Source organism: Pyrobaculum calidifontis JCM 11548 (assembly GCF_000015805.1).
GTDB classification, from domain to species: Archaea; Thermoproteota; Thermoprotei; order Thermoproteales; family Thermoproteaceae; genus Pyrobaculum; species Pyrobaculum calidifontis.
The window spans coordinates 854,588-876,164 of record NC_009073.1 but is presented as its reverse complement, the minus strand read 5'-3'; the positions used below and the strand labels follow the sequence as shown (position 1 = coordinate 876,164).

Annotated in this window: 27 protein-coding genes; 19 read left to right on the top strand and 8 right to left on the bottom strand. The window is 60.7% G+C overall.

Translation table 11 applies throughout. The features are described from left to right. Positions 1-114 precede the first annotated feature (114 nt). The 3 genes from PCAL_RS04895 to PCAL_RS04885 are packed head-to-tail and all read right to left on the bottom strand — an operon-like array spanning position 115 to position 1,173. On the bottom strand, positions 115-354 hold the full coding sequence (locus PCAL_RS04895) for a hypothetical protein (protein ID WP_011849604.1): 240 nt from the start codon (positions 352-354) through the stop codon (positions 115-117). After that, positions 347-889 carry a ribosomal biogenesis protein gene (locus tag PCAL_RS04890; RefSeq protein ID WP_011849603.1) on the bottom strand — a complete coding sequence of 181 codons (543 nt, stop codon included), beginning with the start codon at positions 887-889 and terminating at the stop codon, positions 347-349. Before PCAL_RS04890 ends, PCAL_RS04895 begins: the two co-directional genes overlap by 8 nt. Further along, complete coding sequence (locus tag PCAL_RS04885) at positions 865-1,173, bottom strand: 50S ribosomal protein L37ae (RefSeq protein WP_011849602.1); 309 nt, start codon at positions 1,171-1,173, stop codon at positions 865-867. The genes PCAL_RS04890 and PCAL_RS04885 overlap by 25 nt, the downstream gene beginning before the upstream one ends. A gap of 54 nt (positions 1,174-1,227) precedes the next feature. On the opposite strand from PCAL_RS04885, the gene PCAL_RS04880 reads away from it, so the two are divergent. From PCAL_RS04880 to PCAL_RS04865, 4 genes are all read left to right on the top strand, one after another. After that, the gene (locus PCAL_RS04880; RefSeq protein ID WP_011849601.1) at positions 1,228-1,542 is read left to right on the top strand and encodes a DUF2175 domain-containing protein; all 315 of its coding nucleotides are present in this window, start codon (positions 1,228-1,230) and stop codon (positions 1,540-1,542) included. A 21-nt stretch (positions 1,543-1,563) separates the two neighbouring features. Next, a complete protein-coding gene (malA, locus tag PCAL_RS04875; RefSeq protein WP_011849600.1) occupies positions 1,564-3,615 on the top strand; it encodes an alpha-glucosidase MalA in 2,052 nt (683 codons plus the stop codon). A 143-nt stretch (positions 3,616-3,758) separates the two neighbouring features. Beyond that, positions 3,759-3,902 (top strand): hypothetical protein, encoded by a 144-nt coding sequence (locus PCAL_RS04870; RefSeq protein ID WP_193322922.1) that lies wholly within the window; start codon positions 3,759-3,761, stop codon positions 3,900-3,902. Between the two features lie 26 nt (positions 3,903-3,928). Further along, positions 3,929-4,159 (top strand): hypothetical protein, encoded by a 231-nt coding sequence (locus tag PCAL_RS04865; protein WP_226952002.1) that lies wholly within the window; start codon positions 3,929-3,931, stop codon positions 4,157-4,159. 4 nt (positions 4,160-4,163) lie between these two features. On the opposite strand, the gene PCAL_RS04860 is transcribed toward PCAL_RS04865, so the two are convergent. Together PCAL_RS04860 and PCAL_RS04855 are read right to left on the bottom strand one after the other, a co-directional pair. Then, the gene (locus PCAL_RS04860) at positions 4,164-4,979 is read right to left on the bottom strand and encodes a shikimate kinase (protein ID WP_011849598.1); all 816 of its coding nucleotides are present in this window, start codon (positions 4,977-4,979) and stop codon (positions 4,164-4,166) included. Then, positions 4,976-5,974, bottom strand: coding sequence for a pyridoxal phosphate-dependent aminotransferase (locus PCAL_RS04855; RefSeq protein ID WP_011849597.1), 999 nt, complete (start codon positions 5,972-5,974; stop codon positions 4,976-4,978). The genes PCAL_RS04860 and PCAL_RS04855 overlap by 4 nt, the downstream gene beginning before the upstream one ends. Positions 5,975-6,029: 55 nt before the next feature. Between PCAL_RS04855 and PCAL_RS04850 the strand changes: the two genes are divergently transcribed. Continuing rightward, the gene (locus PCAL_RS04850) at positions 6,030-6,851 is read left to right on the top strand and encodes a hypothetical protein (protein WP_011849596.1); all 822 of its coding nucleotides are present in this window, start codon (positions 6,030-6,032) and stop codon (positions 6,849-6,851) included. Here the strand turns inward: PCAL_RS04850 and PCAL_RS04845 are convergent. Beyond that, on the bottom strand, positions 6,793-7,866 hold the full coding sequence (locus tag PCAL_RS04845; RefSeq protein ID WP_011849595.1) for an anthranilate synthase component I family protein: 1,074 nt from the start codon (positions 7,864-7,866) through the stop codon (positions 6,793-6,795). The genes PCAL_RS04850 and PCAL_RS04845 overlap by 59 nt on opposite strands. Before the next feature lie 52 nt (positions 7,867-7,918). Between PCAL_RS04845 and PCAL_RS04840 the strand changes: the two genes are divergently transcribed. The 11 genes from PCAL_RS04840 to PCAL_RS04790 all read left to right on the top strand — a co-directional run bounded on the left by PCAL_RS04840 (position 7,919) and on the right by PCAL_RS04790 (position 18,114). Then, complete coding sequence (locus PCAL_RS04840) at positions 7,919-8,803, top strand: chorismate mutase (protein ID WP_011849594.1); 885 nt, start codon at positions 7,919-7,921, stop codon at positions 8,801-8,803. Positions 8,804-9,338: 535 nt separating this feature from the next. Then, positions 9,339-9,953, top strand: coding sequence for a hypothetical protein (locus PCAL_RS04835; protein WP_011849593.1), 615 nt, complete (start codon positions 9,339-9,341; stop codon positions 9,951-9,953). Between the two features lie 2 nt (positions 9,954-9,955). Then, complete coding sequence (locus PCAL_RS04830) at positions 9,956-11,188, top strand: hypothetical protein (protein WP_011849592.1); 1,233 nt, start codon at positions 9,956-9,958, stop codon at positions 11,186-11,188. Beyond that, positions 11,185-11,586 carry a hypothetical protein gene (locus PCAL_RS04825; RefSeq protein WP_193322921.1) on the top strand — a complete coding sequence of 134 codons (402 nt, stop codon included), beginning with the start codon at positions 11,185-11,187 and terminating at the stop codon, positions 11,584-11,586. The genes PCAL_RS04830 and PCAL_RS04825 overlap by 4 nt, the downstream gene beginning before the upstream one ends. After that, positions 11,583-11,945: a hypothetical protein gene (locus tag PCAL_RS04820; RefSeq protein WP_011849590.1), complete on the top strand. Its 363-nt coding sequence runs from the start codon at positions 11,583-11,585 to the stop codon at positions 11,943-11,945. The genes PCAL_RS04825 and PCAL_RS04820 overlap by 4 nt, the downstream gene beginning before the upstream one ends. After that, positions 11,942-12,439, top strand: coding sequence for a Rab family GTPase (locus tag PCAL_RS04815; protein WP_011849589.1), 498 nt, complete (start codon positions 11,942-11,944; stop codon positions 12,437-12,439). Before PCAL_RS04820 ends, PCAL_RS04815 begins: the two co-directional genes overlap by 4 nt. A 20-nt stretch (positions 12,440-12,459) precedes the next feature. Then, positions 12,460-13,119: a winged helix-turn-helix domain-containing protein gene (locus PCAL_RS04810; protein ID WP_011849588.1), complete on the top strand. Its 660-nt coding sequence runs from the start codon at positions 12,460-12,462 to the stop codon at positions 13,117-13,119. Further along, positions 13,116-15,380, top strand: coding sequence for a hypothetical protein (locus PCAL_RS04805; RefSeq protein ID WP_011849587.1), 2,265 nt, complete (start codon positions 13,116-13,118; stop codon positions 15,378-15,380). Before PCAL_RS04810 ends, PCAL_RS04805 begins: the two co-directional genes overlap by 4 nt. After that, positions 15,371-15,895: a hypothetical protein gene (locus tag PCAL_RS04800; protein ID WP_193322920.1), complete on the top strand. Its 525-nt coding sequence runs from the start codon at positions 15,371-15,373 to the stop codon at positions 15,893-15,895. Before PCAL_RS04805 ends, PCAL_RS04800 begins: the two co-directional genes overlap by 10 nt. 144 nt (positions 15,896-16,039) lie before the next feature. Next, positions 16,040-17,062 carry an ATP-binding protein gene (locus PCAL_RS04795; RefSeq protein ID WP_011849585.1) on the top strand — a complete coding sequence of 341 codons (1,023 nt, stop codon included), beginning with the start codon at positions 16,040-16,042 and terminating at the stop codon, positions 17,060-17,062. Positions 17,063-17,091: 29 nt separating this feature from the next. Next, positions 17,092-18,114: an ATP-binding protein gene (locus tag PCAL_RS04790; protein WP_011849584.1), complete on the top strand. Its 1,023-nt coding sequence runs from the start codon at positions 17,092-17,094 to the stop codon at positions 18,112-18,114. Positions 18,115-18,135: 21 nt separating this feature from the next. On the opposite strand, the gene ilvD is transcribed toward PCAL_RS04790, so the two are convergent. Next, positions 18,136-19,830, bottom strand: a complete 1,695-nt coding sequence (ilvD, locus tag PCAL_RS04785) for a dihydroxy-acid dehydratase (protein ID WP_011849583.1) — start codon at positions 19,828-19,830, stop codon at positions 18,136-18,138. Between the two features lie 88 nt (positions 19,831-19,918). On the opposite strand from ilvD, the gene PCAL_RS04780 reads away from it, so the two are divergent. The 3 genes from PCAL_RS04780 to PCAL_RS11580 all read left to right on the top strand — a co-directional run bounded on the left by PCAL_RS04780 (position 19,919) and on the right by PCAL_RS11580 (position 20,644). Continuing rightward, the gene (locus PCAL_RS04780) at positions 19,919-20,110 is read left to right on the top strand and encodes a hypothetical protein (RefSeq protein ID WP_193322919.1); all 192 of its coding nucleotides are present in this window, start codon (positions 19,919-19,921) and stop codon (positions 20,108-20,110) included. A 224-nt stretch (positions 20,111-20,334) separates the two neighbouring features. After that, a complete protein-coding gene (locus tag PCAL_RS11585) occupies positions 20,335-20,499 on the top strand; it encodes a hypothetical protein (protein ID WP_226952000.1) in 165 nt (54 codons plus the stop codon). Next, the gene (locus tag PCAL_RS11580; protein WP_226951999.1) at positions 20,474-20,644 is read left to right on the top strand and encodes a HepT-like ribonuclease domain-containing protein; all 171 of its coding nucleotides are present in this window, start codon (positions 20,474-20,476) and stop codon (positions 20,642-20,644) included. The genes PCAL_RS11585 and PCAL_RS11580 overlap by 26 nt, the downstream gene beginning before the upstream one ends. Before the next feature lie 67 nt (positions 20,645-20,711). On the opposite strand, the gene PCAL_RS04770 is transcribed toward PCAL_RS11580, so the two are convergent. Continuing rightward, complete coding sequence (locus PCAL_RS04770) at positions 20,712-21,503, bottom strand: ATP-binding protein (RefSeq protein WP_011849581.1); 792 nt, start codon at positions 21,501-21,503, stop codon at positions 20,712-20,714. Positions 21,504-21,577 lie beyond the last annotated feature (74 nt).

The window sequence follows — 21,577 nt, the reverse complement described above, 5'->3', positions numbered from 1 at the left end:
TAGCAAGTTGGATACACGACAGTTCGTCTTTGCGCCACCTCACCTGCCCTTCACTCTACGTCTATGTAGCCATAAATGGCGTTGATTGTTGTGGACGGCTTCGCTAGTAGCCCCCTAGGGATGGGTGGGGGGTTGTTGGCGTGCGGCTATTTCCTCGACCGTGGCCACTACGTATATGGATCGGAACACCGTGTGGAGTAGGGACCTCAAGCTCGCCGCGTCGGCGGCTGTAGCTACGATTTTTCCGACTTCTAGGTGGAGCTCTCCTCTTCTGAATCTCACCTCTTTCTCAAGCGTCTTGAACACGGCGAGTGCCAAGTCCCAGTTGTCTACTTCTACGACTAGTTTATACACGGCGGTAAACCACCTTGGCAACTTTTATGGAGGAGGCGCGGGGGCCCATGTCTGGTCCTAGGAATTCCACTACTAGGTGGCCGTCTCCTCTTCTCACTAGAATTATTGTGTCGAAGCCCCTCACGTCTAAGCTGTATAGGAGGGGGTAGCCGAAGACCTCTGAGAATATTTCCCCAACCTCGCTCTGTGCTAGGTCTACCACGACTGCGGTCTTGGCCGGCGGCCTTCTGGCGACGAAGGCTGGGAAGTCCCGCCTGCTTCTTACGCCGGCGATTTTTAGGGCGTAGGGCTTCCACCTTCGCTGGGCTATGTCGTAGAACAAGACGGCGTAGGGCATGCCCCTCCTCTCCCATATCAACACCACGTGCCGCGCGCCGCACTGGACGGCCTCTTCCAGCAGGACGGTGAACGGCCGCTTCCCTCTTACCACCTTTCTGACGCCCGGCAGAGAGTTGGCGAGGTCGTTTACAAGCTCTAGAGTGCGCTTGGAGGGGGAGCGGGAGGTGGTTATCAGCGCTTTGCAGCCTCCTTCCATTTAGCCTTCTCTGCCTCGACTCCCTTCAGCTCCTCGGGGGCTATCGTCTTGCCCAAGATGGTCTGCGGCACGTAGGCGCCCCCCGCGAAAGTGTGGCCGCACTTTGGACAATGCCATATGCCAAAGGCCAGCCTCTCCAGCCTCACCAGCGACCTACAGCTCGGACACCTGTGCTTCCCCCTCTGCTTAACCTCTATAGTGGTGACTTTGCGCCTAATGCCCATCCCGTAGCGCGCCCCATATCGCCCAGCGGGTCCTACGATCTTGGTGTGGCTAAAGGGCATGGGGGAGATGTAACCGGGGCTTTATATCTTTTAAATGGAGGTCGAGTTGAGGCCATGCAGAGGAAGAGGTGGAAGTGTGTGGTTTGCGGCGACGACATAATTGAGGGGCAGTTGTTCACATTTTACTCAAAGGGCCCCGTGCACTGGGAGTGTCTGGAGAAGGAGCTTGCCCAGAGGCTGTATAAAGACGCGGACTTAGCCGCCTTGCTAAGGCTGGACCACTATATACACGAGGGAATCGTCTTGGCTAAGGAGTTGGAACACCTCGCCCAGAGCGAGGCCGCTAAGTCGAGGATTGCCGAGGTGAGGAAGCAGCTGGAGGCTCTGGCTGCGCGTCTTACAAACGAAATTACGTCTAAGGCCTTTTAAAAGCCCCGGCTTTTTGCCTATGTGCTTGAGCTAGGGAAGAAGAGCGTAAGGCTAAGGCTGGGGGAGCAATTTCTCTCTTTTCCCCTCCCCCAGGGCGAGCCCAAGCCCTCGGCCGAGTTCGACGGGAGGGCTCTCAAGGCGTCTTGTTGCGGCATAGAGGTGGAACTAGCCGTGGAGGCGCGGCTTGGGTCGACCACTGTCCGCAAGAGGCTTGGGCTCCACGAGCACGTGTTGGGCTTGGGCACTAGGGCCTACCCCGTGGATAGGCGCCGTGGGCGGTTTCAGCTCTTCAACAACGACTTGTACGCATACCAGCTCGGCATGGACCCACTCTACGCGTCGATACCCTTCATGGTGTTTGTTGAGGGGGGCAGGGCGTACGGCCTAGTGGTCAACAGCCCGGCCTATGGCTTTGTCGACGTGGGGCGCGAGAGGTACAGCGAGGTGGTGGTCTACGTGGAGGACTTGCCCGAGTTGTACATACTTTTTGGCCCCGCGCCGCTGGACGTCTACGGCCTATACAGCGAGGTCACCGGCATGCCCTTCCTCCCGCCGAAGTGGGCCCTCGGGGTGCACCTCTCCCGGTACAGCTACGAGCCGCACGACGCGGCGAGGGAGGTGGTGAGAGAGGTGTCCTCACTGGTCCCAGTGGACGCGGTATACCTCGACATAGACTACATGGACAAGAGGAGGCCCTTTACTTGGGACGTGAGGAAGTTCCCCCCGAGCTTTGTGGAAGAGATGCACGAGGCGGGGGTCAGAGTGGTGGCGATACTCGACCCCTACATAAAGGCCGAGCCGGGCTACAATCCCTTTGAAAAGCTGTTGCACTGCCTCCTAGTGACTGAGAACGACGAGCTTTTCCTAGCCCAGGGGTGGCCGGGCCTCTCCGCCCTGCCCGACTTCTTAAACCCCCGCTGTAGAGAGCTGTGGGCTGAGCTAGTGGCAGACTTCGTTAAGACCTACGGCATAGACGGCATTTGGCTAGACATGAATGAGCCCACGGTCTTCAACTGTGACATACCAGCGACGAGGAGTAGGATATACGCCTTGGCGGGGGCGACGCCGCACGGGCTCGCCCGGGAAGAGCTGTTCTGCAAGGCGCCCCGCGGCGCCTACCACGTGGTAGGCGGGGTCAAGGTGCCCCACGAGAAAGTGCGTGGCCTCTACCCCTACTACGAGGCAGAGGCCACCTACAAGGCCCTAGAGGCGGCTGGCAGACAGCCCTTCATTCTCTCCCGCTCAGGGTACCTCGGCATACAGCGCTACGCCGCGCTTTGGACAGGCGACGTCCCCAGCACGTGGGAGGGGCTGAGGCTGACGCTAATGGCCGTCCTAGGCCTCTCCGCATCCGGCGTCCCCTTCGTGGGGTGTGACGTGGGGGGCTTCGCCGGCATCGGCGACTACGAGCTCATAGCCAGGTGGTACCAAGCCGCCGCGCTCTTCCCCATATTCCGCATCCACAGAGACAAGGGGGCCACAGACGCTGAGCCCACGCAGCTCCCGGCCAAGTACAGGCAGATGGCCGTTGACGCAGTTAGGCTGAGGATGAGACTTCTCCCATACCTCTGGCACCTCGCCCACGAGGCCCACCTCGCCGGCCGCCCCATCGTGAGACCCCTCGGGGTGGAGTTCCCAGACGACGAAGACGCCTTTAAGATAAACGACGAGTACATGGTGGGGTCCCACCTGCTCTACGCCCCCATCGTGGACAAAGGCGCCATGCGCAGAGACGTATACTTGCCCAGAGGCGTCTGGATAGACGCGGCCACAGGGAAAACCCACCTAGGCCCCAGCTGGACGACCTCGGAGGCCGACATGCCGCTCTACGTTAGGGCAAACTCGGCCGTGCCCACCAGCGACGGCCTGTGGATATTCGGCGAGGGAAAGTGGACCATTTACACAGACGAGGGGGCGGTCGCCGTCTCCAGGCGGGGCAACGCGGTGGAGCTAGGCGGGGCGTGGCGCTCAGTGCACATACTCGGCGAGTGGCTAGAAGAGGTGGTGGTCAACGGAGAGAGGCACAAAGCTGTTCACACAAGGCTCGGCACATACGTCTCCATAAGTCACTAGCCTCGCCCCGGGCGGGGCCGTCAACTTAATAAACTCGGCAGAGCTATATACCGGCAGGATCGGCCCGCGAGAGGGCGCCGAGCGCCCACCGTGAAGCGGGCTCCGGATACTAAGCATTTTTACTGCTCCTAGATTACGTGGCCGTGGAGAAGAGCGAAAGAGTTAGGGTGTACCTTGAAGACGCTTGGAACTTCTTTAAGAGGGGTGTGGAGGAGCTTGAGGAGGGGGTCAAGTTGGGGGACGCGGTTAGGATTAGAGACGCAGTGGAGAAGCTAACGCCGTGGTGAGCGCTACCAATGTCCTCATTTTGCATATGCTCGACGTAGTGCCGGCGAGCCACTGGGAAAGGAGGAAGCTGTTGGATAAGCTTGAGGAGAGGCCGGAGGTGGAGCGGCTTGGCCTTAGAGATCGGTATGGGGCAAGGGAGCGTTATCTGCACCAAATGACGTTCTACGACGGCATAATTGACTTGGAAATGCTGAAGATCGAGGTGGAGAAGGTGGGGCGCTACATATCCGACGTGGAGAGGCTAATTGGACAGTGACGCGCTACGCCTCGCAAGGGCCTCTCGGGATATCCACCACGTAGGTTTTCCCATACTTGGCCAAGGCTTGGGCAAGCCGCTCTGGGTCCTCGGCGACGAAGACGTGGGAGGGCCCCGTCCCCGACACTCCGCCAACGGCCCCCAGCTTCAGCGCGTCGAGGAGGGGGTCTGGGGGGTAGCCGAGGGCGTAGCCGTAGGCCACCGCGTTTATCAGCATGGCCTCCTTCCACATGCCAAGCCCCGCGTGCGACACAGCGACTCTGACGACGGGCGCCAAGGCCCCCATCTCCTCCAGCTTGTGCCTTCGCTTCTCCCACGGCGGTATCAACACCACGGCCCTCCCCGACACGTCCAACTCCCTAATCACCACTAGCTTGAAGTTGTCGGTGAGATACGCTCTGCCGACGGCGCTGGCCACGGCGTCGTCAAAGGCCCCCGTCACGCTTATCCCCACCTCTCTGCTTATCTGCGCGTTCAGCCTCGCCGCGTCGAATAAGTCGAGTTTAACCCCCGCGAGCTCCGCCGCGGCTCTAATGACGGCGTTTAACGTGGCGCTACTCGACTTAAGCCCCCCCGCGGTGGGCAAATCGCCCTCTATCCTGACAGAGAGAGGCCCCAAGCCCAGCTTCTCTCTCACAAGGGCCACGGCTCTCAAGACAGGCCCCATGTCCACGTCGGCATATGTGGAGACGGAGTCGCGCTCCGCCTCACAGACCTCCGCCGTCGCCCTCATAGAGATGGGGAAAGCGGCGCCGAGACCTGTGGCAATGGCGTTAATTATAGTCCCCCCGCCCCACGCGCAGGCCCTCGCACACTTCACGGCCCCCCGGCGCACGCCTCGTTGAGGGCCTTAAAGGCCTCCGCCAGCCGCGGCGCCTCTTCCACCAAGGCAATTCTCACATGGCTCTTCGAGCCGTACAGACCACCCGGCAACACGGAGACGCCCCTCTTAAGCGCCTCTTCAAAACACCGGTCCCCGTCGCCCACCTCTGGGAAAATGTAAAACGCGCCGCCTGGCTCCACGAACTTGAGCTTAAGCGTCTCGGCGGCCAGCCGGGCCCTCTCCGCGTACGCCCTAGAGACCTCCGCCCTCCGCCTAGGCAGTATGTGTATAACCTCTGCCACGGCCCTCTGAACAGGCGTCGGGGGGACGTTCACCGTGGCCTTGTTGAACTTGGCCACCTCCTTCACCACCTCGCGGGGCCCCACCACGGCGCCGATCCTGAGGCCCGGGATAGAGAAGACCTTGGAGAAGCTGTACACCACAGCCACAGAGGAGCTCAGCTCAGCCGGCGATGTGAACTCCGCAAAGACGATGTCTCTGTAGATCTCGTCGCTTATGACAAAAGACGCCACGTCCACAAGCTCCCTCACCTTGGCCCTCGGGAGGACCACCCCCGTGGGGTTGTTGGGATAGTTGACCACGTAGACCCCCCGCTCGGAGAAGCTGGGAAGCCACCCCACGCCCGCCTCCACAAAGCCAAGGCCTATGCCGAAGACCTCGGCAATTTCCAAGTAGCCGGGATAGAAGGGCCTCGGCGTCAACAGCCTCTCCCTACGGAACTTCCACATAAGCGCCGCGAGGCCCAGCCTCCCCCCAGCCACGGCCGCCACCTCGCCCGGCTCAACGCCGAAGACCTCCGCCACAGCCTCTCTAAACTCGGGAAGCCCCTCGGGAGGCCCGTACCGAAAGTCGCGCGCTCTCCCAAGGGCCTCCAAGAGCTCAGGCGGCGGCGGAAGGTCGGGGTCGCCTATGTCGAGGCGGTGCCTAGGCCCCGACGCCCTAATACGCTCTAGCACAGAGGCGAAGTCCACGTTAGATATGTGCAGTATATAAAACTGGATTTTTATTTGCGGCCATTTTCCGCTTGTGGCGTGTAAGCTGTACGGCAGAGAGGGCTACCACGCGGTCTTTCTAAAGCCGCTGGCAAAGGCCCTCGGATGCGAATACGTGGAGCTGGACTACATGTCGCTCTACCGCAGATACGTCGAGGGAAAGCCGGGGGTCTACTACGTGGAGGAGCCCTGGCTCTACGAGGCCGAGGGAGAGGCGCCCGAGCCCCCCGGCCTGCTACCAAGCCAGCTGTCGCACTTGGCGGGGAGGATGTTGCCCATGCTCGGCAACGTGCAGGCCGCCTTCAAGGCGCCCTTCGGCAAATGCCTCGGCCTATTGGCAAAGCCCGGGGAGCCCCTTGTCACGGACCTCTTCCTCCCCCTGTACTTAATCCACCGCGACGTGAAGTCTGCGCTGGCCGCCGCACGGGAGGTGTACAGATGCGCCCCGAGGACTCCGAGGGAGCTCGTGGAGGGGGCCCGAGCCGGCGCATACGTCTGGGGAGTCATGTGGACGGCTTGGGCAAGCGACGTCGCGCTTGAGGCGCCGCCCTGGGGCCCCATCTCCGGCATCTGGGGGCTTACGTGGAGAGGGCACAAGCCCAAGCCGCTGTACACCTATGCCTATCCTCCCCCCTATCTGGACGCGCAGTGGGGTGAGTGGAAGCGCCACAGAGGCCTCCTAGAGGCCGCCAGGCCCCTGAGGGGCCCGGGCTGGATGAAGTTCGTAGAAAAGTTCCACAAGCCCCTCTACAAGTACCTCTTGGGGGAGGCCGAGGCGAGAGAGGCGGTCGAGGTAGCTAAGGAGGTGGAGAACTACCTAGCCTCCTCAGCGCGGCCTTGGCAGGCGCCATTTTGACCTCGGTCTCCCTCAGCTCCCACGCCGGGTTTGAATCTGCCACAATCCCCGCCCCGGCCCACACATAGAACGTGTCCCCCTCCCCATACACGCTCCTAATGACCACGGCAAAGTCAGCAAAGTCCTTGGCCAATACGCCGAAGCTACCCGCGAAGGGCCCCCGCGGCTCTTCCTCAAGCATGTCTATAAGCGACATGGCCCTCGGCTTGGGCACCCCCACCACCGTGGTAGTGGGGTTAAGCGCCAAGACTGCATCAATGGGGCGGTAGAAGCGGTCGAGAACCCCCTCCACGTAGGAGACCAAGTGCTGGACGTAGCTGTACTTCTCCACCTTCAGCACCTCCACCGGCCTCACGCTCCCCCACGCGCACACCCTCCCCAAGTCGTTTCTCACAGAGTCCACCAGCATTATGTGCTCAGCCCTCTCCTTAACGCTCGACACGAGCTCCTCCTCCAACGCCCTGTCCTCGTCGGCCGTGCGCCCCCGCGGCCTTGTGCCGCCGATAGGCCCGCTTAACACCCGCCGCCCCTCCACTCTGGCCAAAATCTCGGGCGACACCCCGGCGAGGGCCACTTCCCCAGCCTCGAAAAAGAAGTGGTACCTCCCCTCAGACGCCTCGGCGAGGGCCCTATACACTGTGTCAATTGGACACTCCACGAGGTATTTCTCAAACCGCGCCAACACGAGCTGGAAAACCTCGCCCCGGGCCAAGGCCTCCTTAGCCGCCGCCACTGCCCCAAGAAAGCCCCCCGAGCCGCCCAGGTGTTCCACGCGGCAACGCGCCGGCCTTGAGAAGATCGGCGAGGTGGGTCTCCCAACCACGAAGAGGGCCCCCGGCCACCTCTCCCTCCTCCTCACCGCAACCCCCTCCCAGGGGGAGAAGTCAAAGGTGAAGACTCCCACCGCCACCTCCCCCCGCCCCACAGCCCTAGCCACCTCCTCCACATCCCACGTCACTTGCCCCTCTACGTACACCTCCACCACGTCGCTCCTAAAGTATGCCCGCCCCTCCACGGGGGCGCATGCAAACGGTTTTAAAAACACCAGTTCTCAGAGACATGGGGTATTGATATGCGGCGCCGTGCCCGTGAGAGGCGTGGCAGACATACGCAGGGCGCTGGAGGCGCCGACGCCCTGCGTTGAGTACAGGCTGGACTACGCCGAGCGCGTCGACGAGCAAATGATGCAGGCGCTGAGGGAGGCAGTGGAGAAGAAGGTGGCCATATTCACCGTGAGAAGGAGGGAGGAGGGCGGCGCCTGGAGGGGGACAGAGGAGGAGAGGATAAGGCTCTACGCGTCGCTCCTCGACCTAAGGCCCCACTACATAGACGTCGAGGCTGAGTCCCCAGCCGCACGGGAGCTGGCCCCCAGCGGAGGCACCAAGGTGATAGCCAGCAGACACGACTTCGAACAGACGCCCCCACTGGAGGTGCTGATGCAGTGGGGCAGAAAAGCCGCCGAGGTGGGCGACGTGGTGAAAATAGCCACCTACGCGAGGAGCCCAGCCGACGGGCTCAGAGTCCTCTCCCTAATAGGCGCCCTAGAGAAGCCCACAGTGGCCTTCGCCATGGGCCCCCACGGAGTCTACACCAGGCTCGCCGCCGCCGCCCTGGGAAGCCCCATAATGTACGTCTCCCTAGGCGAAGCCACAGCCCCCGGCCAGACCACCCCCGACGCCTACTACGCCGGCCTCCTCGCCATAGGCCTAGCCCCACAAGGACAAGACCTCTCCACCCTCAGAGAGGCCCTAGACTGGGTAGACGGAGCCCTCATGCACCTACTAAAACGCAGACTAGAAATCTGCAGAGACATAGGCAGAATAAAAAAGGCCGCCGGCCTCCCAATATACGACGACGAGAGAGAGGCAAAAGTCCTAAAACGCGCAGGCGACTTCAAACAACTATTCGAAATACTAGTACAAATGTGCAAAGCAGTGCAAATAGTCGCCTAACGGGACATACAAGACGCGGCCTACTACGTCGTGAGTCTCTCGTTGACCATAACTGGCATATTAGGCGGCTAAGCTCTCCAAGAGCAGAGGGAGAAAAAGGTAAACACATGGCGCATCCATAGCGGTAGACCACGGGCAATCCCGCCCTTGTTGACCCCCCGTCCACAGCCACGCCTAGGGAGCTCGCCCTTGGGGCCAGGCCGTCGAGCCAACAGCCCGGCGCAGGGCCAATCCACCCTACTACTCTTCAGACCGCTTCTGTGGCACGGAAACCAGCGTGAAATAACAAACGGCATGCAAGGCTCCCCTGGGCGTCTCTAGGCGCTGTAAGATGGGGGGCCCGCCGCAAAATATGTAACAACGGCCGTGACAAACCACGGCGGCGCTAGGCGCGCCTTGCGAGAGGCGGTGTGCGCAGACGCGGAACGAGACAGACGGCCCCGCTTGCATGCTACTCGATGTCTGACGCCCATGGCACATGTACGTATACAACGGCACAACGTTGAATATTTAAACTTATGAGTCTCAGGCGCACATGGCGAGGAAGAAGAACTACAGACCACTAATCGCGTTGGCGGCGCTGGCAGTTGCCGCGCTGGCGATGGCTACGCTGACGTTTACTAACCTGACGTACTGGTTGATCAACGCCACACTGCCTCCAGCCATGAAGTACCCCGGCACAGACACCACAATAACTAGGTCAGACAGTAGCGGCTACAACAGATACGTCTACGTCTCCTACTACTACGACCCCTCCACCGGCTACAACGTGACGAGAATCTCGATAGTGGGCTTCACCGGCGACCCCACCAACTACACCAACGTCCTACAGCTCTGCAACAAGTACTACAGCGGGACACTATACGCCAAGCTAGTGGCCGTCGGCACAGTAGGTACCACTAACTACGAGAGCTACATAAAAGACTTCCGAGTGTACTTCGTCAACCCCACCACCACGCCTAACTACGTACAATTCCAGGGCACCAGTGTCACACAGAGCGCCACAGGTAGCGTGTCCATTGGGCCAGGCCAGTGTGCCACTGTGGGCGCCTATGTGCTAGTAGACCCATCGCTACCTACGTCGGCTAGAGACGGCAAGACTGTAATTGCCACGTACCAGGTAAACGTAGTGTTTAGCACAAGTCCGTAAGGGTGAAGGGGGAAAAGGTAAAGCGGTTTTTTCTGTTTTTCCTCCCCTCTCTAGTTTTTCTCATCGCCCTGTCCTCTCCCTACGGGGAGTATGTGTTTACCTCGGGCTCCCCGGCTGAGGTAGGGCCGGGGGTCCTCCCCTCCTACGCCGCGTGGCGCGACGGCGTGCTCTACCTCTACAGCTCGCCCTACGCCCCGTGGCAGTACGACAGGGCGGTAAAGGTGGAGCTGATGGCGCCTGTGGAGGTGCACGTCGGGGGGAACTGCCCATTTGTCCCGCCGCACTTCCTCACACCGCCGCCCGGGGCCAAGTGGGTCAACATAACGGTGCCGCCGGGGTGGGAGGGGCGCTGCGTCCTCAACTTCACCCACGCGTCGGGGTGGTGGAGGGCCGTGGAAGTCAGGGTAAAGCTCGTGGACTGGTACCCAGCGTCGCGGCGGGCGGTGGTCACGCTGGAGGGCAGGGGGTGGCAGTTTGTGCAAGTCGGCGGCGGAGAGGTATACGCCTGGGAGAGGCCAATTGGCAGAACGCCGCTTGTGGGCTGCGCCGCGGTGTACAACAAGTCGCTCCTACTGCCAGAGGCCCTGCGCTATGCGCCAGTGGCCCCACAGGTGCGCCCGCTGCCTCTCTTGCCCTCAAGGGAGGGCCAGACCCGCTACGGCTTCTTCATAAGGCTAGAGGGCAGAGGCCAGCTCTACATATACGACGCGCCGTGCCCCAACGGCGTGGGGAAGGCCCCAACCCCGCCTCCGCCCAACTACACGGCCTATGAGTACAAATTCGGCGTGCCCACCCCCGAGGGGTATATACTGGCGACGTACACCTTCAACGCCAGCTATATAAACACCACCCTGAGGAGGGTCGTGGTGGCCAACGGAAGCGGCTACGGAGAGCTGTACGCCTATTGGTACAGCACCCCCGTGGGCATGTGGGGCGGGGTACTGTACTACCACTTCCCCTCCGAGCCCCGGCTCACGACGTATGTGTCCTACTTTGCCCCAGGCAGAGGCGCCGCGCCGGTGGAGGTCTCGCCAGGCGTCTGGCTCTACAACGGCACTGTTAGATACTGGGTGGCTGGCCCCGAGGCGCCCCTCCAGCGGCTCGCCCTGCCCAAGGGGCTCCCCACCGGCTGGTTTGGGCCATTCTATGTCGTGGCCGATCCCACGGGCGGCTGGGACGGCTGGCCAGTGGTCGTAGACGTCAGAGTAGAGGGGCTTAAGCCGTGGGGGCCATGAATTGGGCAGTCCTCCTCGTGGGCGTCGCGGCGGGGCTCGCCGTGGCCTTCGGCAGAGTCTACGCCGAGAACGTGGTGGCGAAGAGGTACGGCCTGGCCCCACAGCTCATGTTCAAACACCGAGACGTCCTTGTCCCCTTCCTCGCCTTGGCGACGGCGGCCAACGTCTATGGAGTATGGATTACCGTGGCCTATGGGGGACTCGCCTCGCTTAGGCTTTCCGCAGTGCTGGGCCTCGCCCTCCTCCTCGCGGCGCAGCTCCTCCAGCTACACATCGCCCTGCGGCCCCTGAGACGCGACCTCGACCTGGCGCTCATATCATGCGCCCCCTATGTGTACCTATTCGCCCTCTACCTCGCGGCGCTGGCTTTAAATAGCTACACGCTGTGGGTCATATGAATTTCGCCGAGATGATGCTACTGTCGGCGGCTGGCGGCGCAGTGGCGGCGCTGGCGCCCCTGGTATATATATTCTACGTGGCTAGGCGCGCCACCTTCACCACGTGGACTGGGGCGCTCGTCTCCTTCATCGCCGGCTTCGTCCTAACCCTCCTCCTACAGCAGTGGCAGCTCTTCTATGCCCGCTTCACCTACCTACTCGCGGTGAGCCTCCTCGCCGTGTCTATCGCCTACACTTGGTGGGGGATGTGGACCCGGAGGTGGACCTTCTACCTCTTCGCCGCCGCGGCCTGGGTCTACATTATCCTCCTCGCCGTGGTGGCCAGGGCGCTGGGGCTAGGCGACCCGTTCCTGGTATGAAGCGACACGCCGTGTCTTTCCTCGGGGTGGGTGGAGTGGGCAAGACTACTTACATATATCGCCTGCTGGGCCTCTCCAGGACGCCGAGAGTGACGAGGAGGCCCCAGTTCTACGCGCTGAGGGTTGGGGACATGGAGCTCTTCCTGCTAGACGCCCCTGGGCAATACGCCGCAGAGGTTGTGGCGCTTTACAACGAGGCCGTTAAGACTTACGGCGCCCAGATCGACTTAATTGCCTACATGTACGATGTCACAGACCGGCGCACATTGGAGGAGCTCCTTCAGCTTGCGCCGCTTGCCAGCTATGCTCCCCGCAAAATTCTGATAGGCAACAAGCGGGATTTGGCAGAGGAGCGCGGGACGTTTGTCCGCGGCGAAGAGGCGGCGAAAGCCCTTGGCGCAACCCGCGTCTACTACACCTCAGCGCTGAAAGACAGCCCGGACACTCTGCTAAAGGTGCTCCTAGAGGGGCTTAGCGCAACACAAAACATTTAAGTACGTATGAGGGGGGTGCTATGAATGCTACTGTTTTATTGTTACTCGCTCCGCTCACCATGTGGATGTTTGTGGTACAGCCGCCTCCGGGGACGTCGGCTGTAGTGTCGGCTTCGCTTCCCCCGGTGTGCAACTTCACGGGGGTGGCTGAGGTGTACAGCCGGATGGCCATCGCCTGCGTCAACACGGGCGGAGAGCCGCTCCTCCTCTCGGGCTGGGTTGACGTGCAGTGGCGCACCCCCCAGCCGCCTCCCACGCAGTTGCCCCCCTCTGCCCCCATACTGGCGCTGGCCGTGGGCGCCGCCGCGGCGGCCGGCCTCAGCCACCTTCTCTCAAACAGGAGGGAGCTCCTCCTAGCCCCCATTGCCCCCATTTTGGCGAGGGTCAAGACGGCGAGGGCCGAGGACCCCGTCAGGCGGGAGATTGTCCGCGTCGTGGAGAAGATGGGCGCCGCCACTCTTTCGCAGATCGCCAGGGCGATGGGGAGGTCTTGGAGTTCGGTGCAGTGGCACCTCTACGTCCTCGAGCGGGAGGGACGCGTCAAGTCGGTGAGGATAGGCCCCTTCACGTACTACTACGTCAACCCCAAGGCCGCGGCTGAGGTAATACTTGCCTCTGTGAACCCCGACACACTAAGCCCAGAGGACAGAGAGAAGCTAGACTTTATGGCTTCTGCATGAGGCGCCGTGCAAGAGCCGCCTCTCTCGCCTTGGTGGCCCTCGCCGCGGCGGGGGCCCTGGCGCTCCTCGCCTACTTCAACGCGTCGCAGTGGGCTGCCAACGCCACGCTGGCCCCCATCTCCAAGAACTTGAACCAGTCGCTGTACCCACTGGCGAAGGCGTGGTACCAGTACTCTGGGCCGTACAACGTGACGTACTACTACGTCAAGTTTAAGCCGGGGTGGCCCGAGACATATACAGTGGGCATATTCGCCGCCAGAGACGCCGGCTGGCAGACAAGGCTTGAGGTAGTTGGCCGTAGCGGAAACCCAGGCGGGACGTACACCATCTCGCTGGGTAACGTCCAGCAGATAGGTAACACGCAAAACGCGGGATCCTACGCTCCCGCCCCGGCGCCTCTCGTGTGGTCTATGGCGACGACGGGGCGGTACTCCATCCTCGCCACAGCCCAGTTCAACAAAGGAGGCATATACGCCGTACAGCTGGTCAACTTCACAGCAGAGCCCATGTCGAAACTGACGTCGTGGAGCTTTTCCTGCCCAGGCCACACCTACACCCAGCAGTACACTTGCGCCGGAGGCACCTACACGGCCACGCTTCCGTCCTATAGCGACTCCTTGGCCTACAGCTCAAAGCCAACCTACATCGACGAATACGCAGTGTACAGCTCCACTTACCTTGCAGTGTCGCCGGTGCGGTACACCGGCTCGTCGATAAGGACGCAGATAGACGCAAGAAGTAGCACCGACTGGGGCCTCTCCTCAGCCATATACAGAGTGGCAGACCGCTGGGGCCTAGTAGTAGCGGCTGGGGCTACGGTGCAAGTCTCCGGCGCCTACGCCCTTAGCGGCGATACGCGTAACAACGTGGCCTACCTCTCCGTGGGCGTTGACGAGAACGGAGACGGCGTAGCCGACGTGGAGTACATAGCCTACGTCTACGACACAGCCCAGGGCAACGGCCTTATCGTGTCTATATTTATCAATAGGGGGAGTAGCGTGGCTAGTATAAATAGCCAGGGAGACCCCACCACGACGCCGCCGCCTCAGTACAGGCTGACGAAGGTTAGTAGTGTGACTAGTGGCAATTCCTTCACCATATCTATTACACTGCCCACAACGCAGGTGGGGCGAATCGTCGGCATTGCGTTTGTGGTAGTAGACGCGTCGGGCGCCGCCTCTGGTAGCCCCTCTGGCGACTTCTGGGTTGACTGGCAGAACTTCGCCATAACTGTGGTTGCTCCGGCGTGTGACCCCGGGCTGAGGGTTTGGGAGCTTGGTAGCTATCGTACTGACGTGTTTGTTAGGACTGACAGTTGGAGGCTGGTGACGCAGGTAGATGCCCGCGGTTCCTCTGGCACACCCTCCACGGACTACGGCGTTGCGGCGGCTTTCATAGACTACAAGTTTAACGCCACGGGGGCTCAGATCTCCGTAGGCGTTAGGTACATCCGGGGCGGAAACGAGGCACGTAACAACGTGGTCTATGTGGACGTGGCTGTGGACGTGGACTACGACGGGTCGGCGGATAGGGAGTATATCTATTACTACTACGACACCGTCGACTACAACGGCATAATAGTCTCGCCGTTTACACAGCAGGTGGTGTGTACAGTAGACAGCGCCGGCGCCTGTACTCCCTCGGGTACACGTTACGTGGCTACGCGGCTTGGTAGCATAACGCCGGGCGACTACGCCTTCACCATAACGCTGACTGCGCAGGGGGCTGTCACATCGGTGGCCCTAGTCGTGACAGATGCAAGCTATGCCGACTCTGATGGCACCCTAGGCGACTTCGCAGTGGAGTGGGGGCCCGTCACTGTGCAGAGCTACTCTTGTCCACTGCCGGCCGGCTGGTATAGCAACACGGCGCCGGGGGCCTACGTGTGGCAGACTAACTACGCCTTGTTCGTGGCAAACGGCGCCACGGCCTACACTCAGCTTGTCCAAGGCGCGCTTACATACGTGGCCAACTTCACAGGCAAGGGAAAGTACGTTGCCCTAACCTCAGCGCTGGGCGAGGCCTTCGGCCTCTACCTACGCGGCGCGTCGGCGGGCTGTGTCTACGGCTACTACAGCCCCTCGTCGAGGTGGGTAGAGCTTAGGCCACTCGCCGCCCTGGGCGACGTAATCGTGAGAGACTCCGCTGGTGGCCCGTTGGCCCGCTTTGGCTGCGCCGCGCCGCCAGCCGCGCAGTACATAGGCTTCAGGGCTGGGCCGGGGGAGTACTTAATAGTGAGGACTGTGGAGGCGTGGGGATGACGTCGGCGGTGGAGAGGGCTGTGGCGAAGGTGGAGGAAGAGGAGGAAAGGAGGCCTTCTCTCGCCGTGGTGGTGCTCGGCGCGGTGGCCCTCTTGTTGTTGGTGGTGTTCTCTTTGGTGGGGGTGGCGCCGGGGGTTGCGCTGGGCCTGGCGGGTGGCGGCGGCGTGTCGGCGGTTCCCTTGGCGGTGTTGGTGGGTTGGAATGGGACGCAGACTTTTGGCCTTGTGGCGCCTGTGGGTGCCCTCGCCGTGTACGACGTGTATGTGTGCAACGTGGCGGGGGCCGACGTGGCTGTCTCGGCGAGGGTAGTGGAGGCGCCGCCCGAGGTGAAGGTCTTCCTGCTGTACGTCAACGGGACAGCGTTTGGATACAGCTTTGGCAACTACACGCCGCTAAACGCAGTCTTTAAGGCGGGACAGTGCCTCCCCGCGAGACTGGAGGTCCTCATCGACGCCAAGGCACAGCCAAACCGCGCCTACCCAGTCGCCGTAGAGTTTACCTCACACGCGCGCTAGACAGACCCGGCGCGCCTCCCGCAGAGCTTGGCGGCATGGAGGCCCGACGCCCTCGACCAGTTGCCGTTGCGTTTGGCAGACGCCTTTGGAGGCGGTGGAGGGCGTCGGGGATAACCTCTTAAACTCTGTCAGGAGTCTAACCCCGTGAAGAGGATCAAGGTCTCGTTTGCCGGCCTTGAGGTTGAGTTTGTGGATAGGGAGAGGGCTCTGGAGCAGGTCAGAGAGTTTGGCGAGCGCGGGACTTTCCCGGTCTATGTCGTGTATGGGCCAGAGGGGTGTGGAAAGACGGCGTTTTTGAAACAAGCTAAGGCCATCCTAGAGGAGGAGTATGGGTATCACGTCGTTTATGCAAATCCCCTGGCCAAAAAAGCCGAGGAGGTCCTTCAGTACTCGCCGTCTGCAGAAGGCATAGTCAAAGAAGTCCTTAGCGCGACGCCGGACCCGTGGGGCAAGATGGTAGATGTCACAATAGCCGTCGCCGGCTGGATTATGAAGAGGCTTAGAAGATCGAGAGTGGCCGTGTTGATGGACGACATATTTCAGGCGGTGGGTGTGGAAAACGCAGAGGCGTACGTCAAAGCCCTACTCAACCTCATTGAGTGGCCACCCGCCGAATACGACAGAGTAGTAGTGCTAGTGGCGTCGAGTGAAGGCGTCACGAGGGAGAGGGTGGGGAGGCACAGTTGGGCGACGATCAAGGTTATGTGGAATATGGCTAGGGAGGGCTTCCGCCAACTATACGAGCAACTCCCGGGGCCAAAGCCTCCCTTCGACGAAGTGTGGAGGCTGACGGGGGGCAATCCGAGGTACCTCGAAAATTTCTACAAGGTTGGGTGGGGGGTGGAGGAAGTAGTGGCGGCGTTGGGGGGCGGTAAAGGGCTTGTGGGGTTCGTATACTCTCTGTCTGACGTGGAGAGGCAGATTCTTGAGGAGGCCGTCGAAGACCCAGACGTCCTCTTGAAGAGGTACAGGGAGGCTAAGAGCCTAATAAGCCAGCTTACTGAGAAAAACCTCATAATAGAGATAGGGGACCGCAAGCCGTTTCTCTGGATTGACCAGCCGCCGCCCGAGAGAGACCCAGAGCTGGGCATCGGCCGCTACTTTGCGTGGCAGACCCCTCTGCACAGAGAGGCTGTGAGGAGTGCGCTGGAGGTTACGAGGAAGTAACCTCTTAAACTTCTACGGGCGGTACACCCGTGAAGAGGATCAAGCTGGCCTTCGCCGGCAGAGAGACGGAGTTTACAGACAGAGACGTGGCCCTGGAGCAAATAGCCAAGCTAGCCGAGAGAGGCACCTACACAGTACACGTCGTGTACGGCCCCGAGGGCTGTGGCAAGACGGCCCTCCTCAAACAAGCCAAGGCCGTCCTAGAGGAGGAGTTCAGCTACCACGTCTTATACGCCAATCCTCTAGCCAAGAGGGCTGAGGAAATCCTCCAATACTCTCCCTCGGCGAGGGAGCTTGTGGAGAAGGCATTCAGCGTATTCTCTGACCCATTAGCCAAGGCCGTAGACCTGGTAATAAACGTGGCAGGGTGGATAATCCAAAAATTCCACAAGGCAAAGGTTGCGGTCCTCATGGACGACATATTCCAAGCCATTGGAGTTGAGAATGCAGAGGCCTACGTCAAAGCTCTACTCAACTTGATAGAGTGGCCACCCGCCGAATACGACAAAATAGTCGTGCTAGTGGCGTCGAGTGAAGGCGTCACGAGGGAGCGTGTGGGTCGGCACAGCTGGGCCACTATTTTTGTAACGTGGAACATGGCGAGGGAGGGCTTTCGCCAGTTGTATGAAACGCTACCCGACCCCAAGCCTCCCTTCGACGAAGTGTGGAAGTGGACAGGCGGTAACCCAAGGTTCTTGGAAAGACTCTTCGAAACTAGGTGGGACGTGGAACAACTGGTGGAGAGGCTCGTAATATCCAAAAGCCTCTATGATGTAGTGTCTGGACTAGACAGCGTCAAGCTTGAAGTTCTCAAAGAGGCTGTGGAAGACCCCGACGTGATATTTAGGAGGATTGGGGAGAGGGAGGTGCAAGAGCTTAGGGACATGCTCGTCGAGAAGAACTTGATTGTTAGGGTATGGGATCGCAAGCCATACCTCTGGGTCGACCAGCCGCCCCCCGAGAAAGACCCAGAGCTAGGCATTGGGAAGCACTACGCGTGGCAAACCCCACTACATAGAGAGGCTGTGAAAAAGGCGTTAGAGGTGGCGTAGAGCGCGAGGGGCAGTTAGCCGCTAACACTGGCAGGTTTCTGGGGTTGTGACGGCGCCTTGGTCTGCTTGTGACACCAACGCGGCGTATTTTGCCAAGAGGCCGCCTTTGTACTTAGGCGGTGGGGGCGTCCACTGCCTTCTGCGGCGTTCTAGCTCTTCGTCTGATACGTCTAGCTTGAGCAGACCGGCTTCGCCGTCGATGACTATCCGGTCGCCGTTTTCTACAAGCGCAATTGGGCCGCCTGCGGCCGCCTCGGGCGCCACGTGGCCCACCATGATTCCCCTGGTGGCCCCCGAGAACCTCCCGTCTGTCACAAGCGCCACGGACTCGCCCAGCCCGGCGCCTACAATGGCGGCGGTGACTTTCAACATCTCGGGCATCCCGGGCGCGCCCTTGGGCCCCTCATAGCGTATGACTACCACGTGACCCGGCTTCACCTCTCCAGCCGCCACTGCCTTGAAGGCCTCGGCCTCTCCGTCGAAGACGAGGGCCTTCCCCTCGAACTTTAGAACCTCGGCGGCGCCTATCTTCATCACTGCGCCGCGGGGCGCCAAGTTGCCCCACAGTATCCTAATGCCCCCGTGGGGCTTGTACGGCCTATCTACGTCGTACAGCACGCCGGCCTCTGGCACGGCGGGCGGCTCCCAGCGCTCGAGCAGTTTGCCGATGGGCTCCCCCTCTACGGTGAGGGCCTCGCCCCTCAGGAGGCCCGCCTTGTACAACTTTTTCAAAAGCCTGGGGACTCCGCCAACTCTGTCTAAGTCCTGCATGGCGTAGGGCCCCGCCGGCCTAAGCGCGGCTATCACCGGCACCCTTTTCCCAATTTTGTCGAAGTCTTCGAGGGCGAACTTGACACCGGCCTCGTGGGCGATGGCTAGGAGGTGGAGTATGGCGTTGGTGGACCCCGCGGTGGCGAATAGCGCGACTGCCGCGTTGTACAGTGCGTCGTAGGTGACGACGTCTCTCGGCTTAATTCCAAGCTCTAGGGCTCTCACGGCGGCTTTGCCCGACTCCACTGCGAACTTCCTGCGCCTAGCCGACGTGGCGGGGGGCGTGGCCGAGCCCAGGAGGGAGACTCCCATGGCCTCTGCCAAGAGGGCCATGGTGTTCGCCGTGAACATGCCCTGGCACGTGCCGTATGTGGGGAAGCTGAGCTCTTCCACTCTCTTGAGCTCCTCAAGAGTAATCCGCCCCGCGTAGTAGGCCCCCACGGCCTCAAACACGTCTTCCACGGTGAGCTCTCTCTCCCCCAGCCACCCTGCCTCGGCGGAGCCGCCGTATAAGTACACCGAGGGCAAGTTCAGCCTCACCATGGCCATGATGATGCCGGGCTGAGTCTTGTCGCAGCCCCCAATCCCAACCCAAGCGTCTACCCCATGTGCGTTGAACTGCGCCTCTATCGAGTCGGCGATCAGCTCCCGGCTGATCAGCGAGTACCGCATGCCCGGCGTCCCCATGTTAATGCCGTCGTTTACCACAATGGTGGGCGCCGCAAGCGCCGCGCCGCCCGCCTCCTTGACCCCCTCTTTGACGTACCGCGCAAGCTCCAGCGTGTGGTAGTTGCACGGCCCCAACTCTGACCAAGACACAGCTACCCCCACCAGGGGCTTGGAGAAGTCCTCCTCTGTAAACCCCACGGCCCTTAGGTACACCCTATGCGGCGCGTTGTCTACGCCGTCGTACCACGACGGAGAGCGTATCCTAACCCGGACCATGGTCAAAGAAGAGGGGAATATATTAGCCTTTCTTGCAAGCCGCCGGGCGGCCTCTTTCTAGCTTTTATACATGGGCAAAATCGTTTGTGTGATTGACAAGCTGAAGGCCTTTCCTTGGCGCCGCTACGTCAAATTTGCATATCTCACGGGGTCTTGGGCAGAGGGCAGGCGCGGGCGCGACGTAGACATAATCATATCCCCCGTCGACTTAGAGACGTATGGAGAGCTCCTAGAGGCCTTGTCAAACACCTCGGCGTTACAGAGGATCAAATTGACCTAATACCGCTTAACCCCGCGCACTCCCTGTCCCTTCGTCTTAGACGCATTGCCAAAGGCCATACCCCTCTACGTCGAGGACATAGACTATAAAAAGCTGAGGCCACACGAGGCGTTGTTGGAGACCATAGGATGAGACTGAGGGCGCTCTTCGAGTACTTGGTCAAGATTACGGCCGAGATAGAAAACGAGGCGGCAAAGGGGTTTGACCTCTCGTAGCTCGGCGACTTGATGAAGTTTGCCCATGCCCTACAGATTCAAGCGCAGACGCTCATAGACATGGTTCAAAGAGCCGCCGCACAGCTGGGAGAAAGCCCCCACAGCTATGCCGAGGCTGGGGAGATACTATTACGCAGGGGGATATTCGATGAGAAAAGATTACAAGAGGTATAGGGCGATCGTCGGTTTTAGGAATATCTTGGTGCACGGCTATGCCTCAATAGACATAAGCATCATAGAGGACATACTAAAAAACAAACGCTACCGCGAGACAGTAGAGCTGGCGAAAAAGATACTAGAGAGAGTGAGGGATCCCTAGAAGTTCACACGGCTACGATGTCACTGGCGTAGCTTTAGCATAAGCGCCTCTGGCCCTGGCTTATGCCTTAGGTCAGCTCCAGCGCCCTCCTCACAGCCTCTCTATGCAGAGGGGTCTGCCACGCATAATATTTCCCAATGCCGAGCTCTGGGTCTTTTTCGGGTGGTGGCTGGTCTATGCAAGCGTCTGGCCTCCTCCCCTTTAACAATACGACGAGATTTCTCTCTACGAGCTCCTTTGCCAGCCCTTCTGCCTCGGGCTCTTCCCAGAGATAGTCTGGGTCCTCCAGCGCCTTGGCCAAATGCGCCCTCCACCTCTCGGCAAAGGCCACGCTCAGCCCCTTATCAACCGCCAAGTCTTCCGCCACTTTCTCCACGTCCCAGCTGGTCCCAAAAAGCCTCTCTAAGGCGTCGGGATTGCCCCCAGTCCACCTCCACACATCGTCGAATGGGGGCTTTGGGCTTGGGAGGAGGTGGTAGAGTTGCTCAAAGCCGCTCCGCGGCATATTCCACATGACTCGCAACTCGGCCCACCTATGCTTCCCGACTCTTTCTCTTGTGACCCCCTCGCTTGATGCTACAAGTACGACTATTTTATCGTAGTCGGCCGACGGGTATTCAATGAGGTTAAGCATAGTCTTGACAAGGAGCTTGGCCCTATCAACTCCCACAGCTTGAAAGACGTCGTCGGCGAGTATGGCGACTCTCTTCTTGCCCCTCTTCAGCGCCCTAGACGCCACCGCAAGCGCGAGGTCTACAAGCGCCGGCGCCGCCGGGTTAACCACGCCGCCGAGCACCTCCTTCCACGCCCTCTTCACCACATCCCTCAAATCCTCAGTGGCGACAAGCCGCTCAGCCACCTCGCCAAGGGGATTGACGTAGACGACGGAGTAACCTTAAACAGTGCTATTGTTTGCTTCAAGAGGGCTGTCTT

What these genes read in the sequence shown, in the direction of transcription:
- PCAL_RS04880 (WP_011849601.1), top strand. Translation starts at nt 1,228, where the DNA reads ATGCAGAGGAAGAGGTGGAAGTGTGTGGTTTGCGGCGACGACATAATT.
- ilvD (WP_011849583.1), bottom strand. Translation starts at nt 19,830, where the DNA reads ATGGTCCGGGTTAGGATACGCTCTCCGTCGTGGTACGACGGCGTAGAC.
- PCAL_RS04820 (WP_011849590.1), top strand. Translation starts at nt 11,583, where the DNA reads ATGAATTTCGCCGAGATGATGCTACTGTCGGCGGCTGGCGGCGCAGTG.
- PCAL_RS04810 (WP_011849588.1), top strand. Translation starts at nt 12,460, where the DNA reads ATGAATGCTACTGTTTTATTGTTACTCGCTCCGCTCACCATGTGGATG.
- PCAL_RS04890 (WP_011849603.1), bottom strand. Translation starts at nt 889, where the DNA reads ATGGAAGGAGGCTGCAAAGCGCTGATAACCACCTCCCGCTCCCCCTCC.
- PCAL_RS11580 (WP_226951999.1), top strand. Translation starts at nt 20,474, where the DNA reads ATGAGAAAAGATTACAAGAGGTATAGGGCGATCGTCGGTTTTAGGAAT.
- PCAL_RS04885 (WP_011849602.1), bottom strand. Translation starts at nt 1,173, where the DNA reads ATGCCCTTTAGCCACACCAAGATCGTAGGACCCGCTGGGCGATATGGG.
- PCAL_RS04825 (WP_193322921.1), top strand. Translation starts at nt 11,185, where the DNA reads ATGAATTGGGCAGTCCTCCTCGTGGGCGTCGCGGCGGGGCTCGCCGTG.
- PCAL_RS04805 (WP_011849587.1), top strand. Translation starts at nt 13,116, where the DNA reads ATGAGGCGCCGTGCAAGAGCCGCCTCTCTCGCCTTGGTGGCCCTCGCC.
- PCAL_RS04815 (WP_011849589.1), top strand. Translation starts at nt 11,942, where the DNA reads ATGAAGCGACACGCCGTGTCTTTCCTCGGGGTGGGTGGAGTGGGCAAG.
- PCAL_RS04835 (WP_011849593.1), top strand. Translation starts at nt 9,339, where the DNA reads ATGGCGAGGAAGAAGAACTACAGACCACTAATCGCGTTGGCGGCGCTG.
- PCAL_RS04865 (WP_226952002.1), top strand. Translation starts at nt 3,929, where the DNA reads ATGCTCGACGTAGTGCCGGCGAGCCACTGGGAAAGGAGGAAGCTGTTG.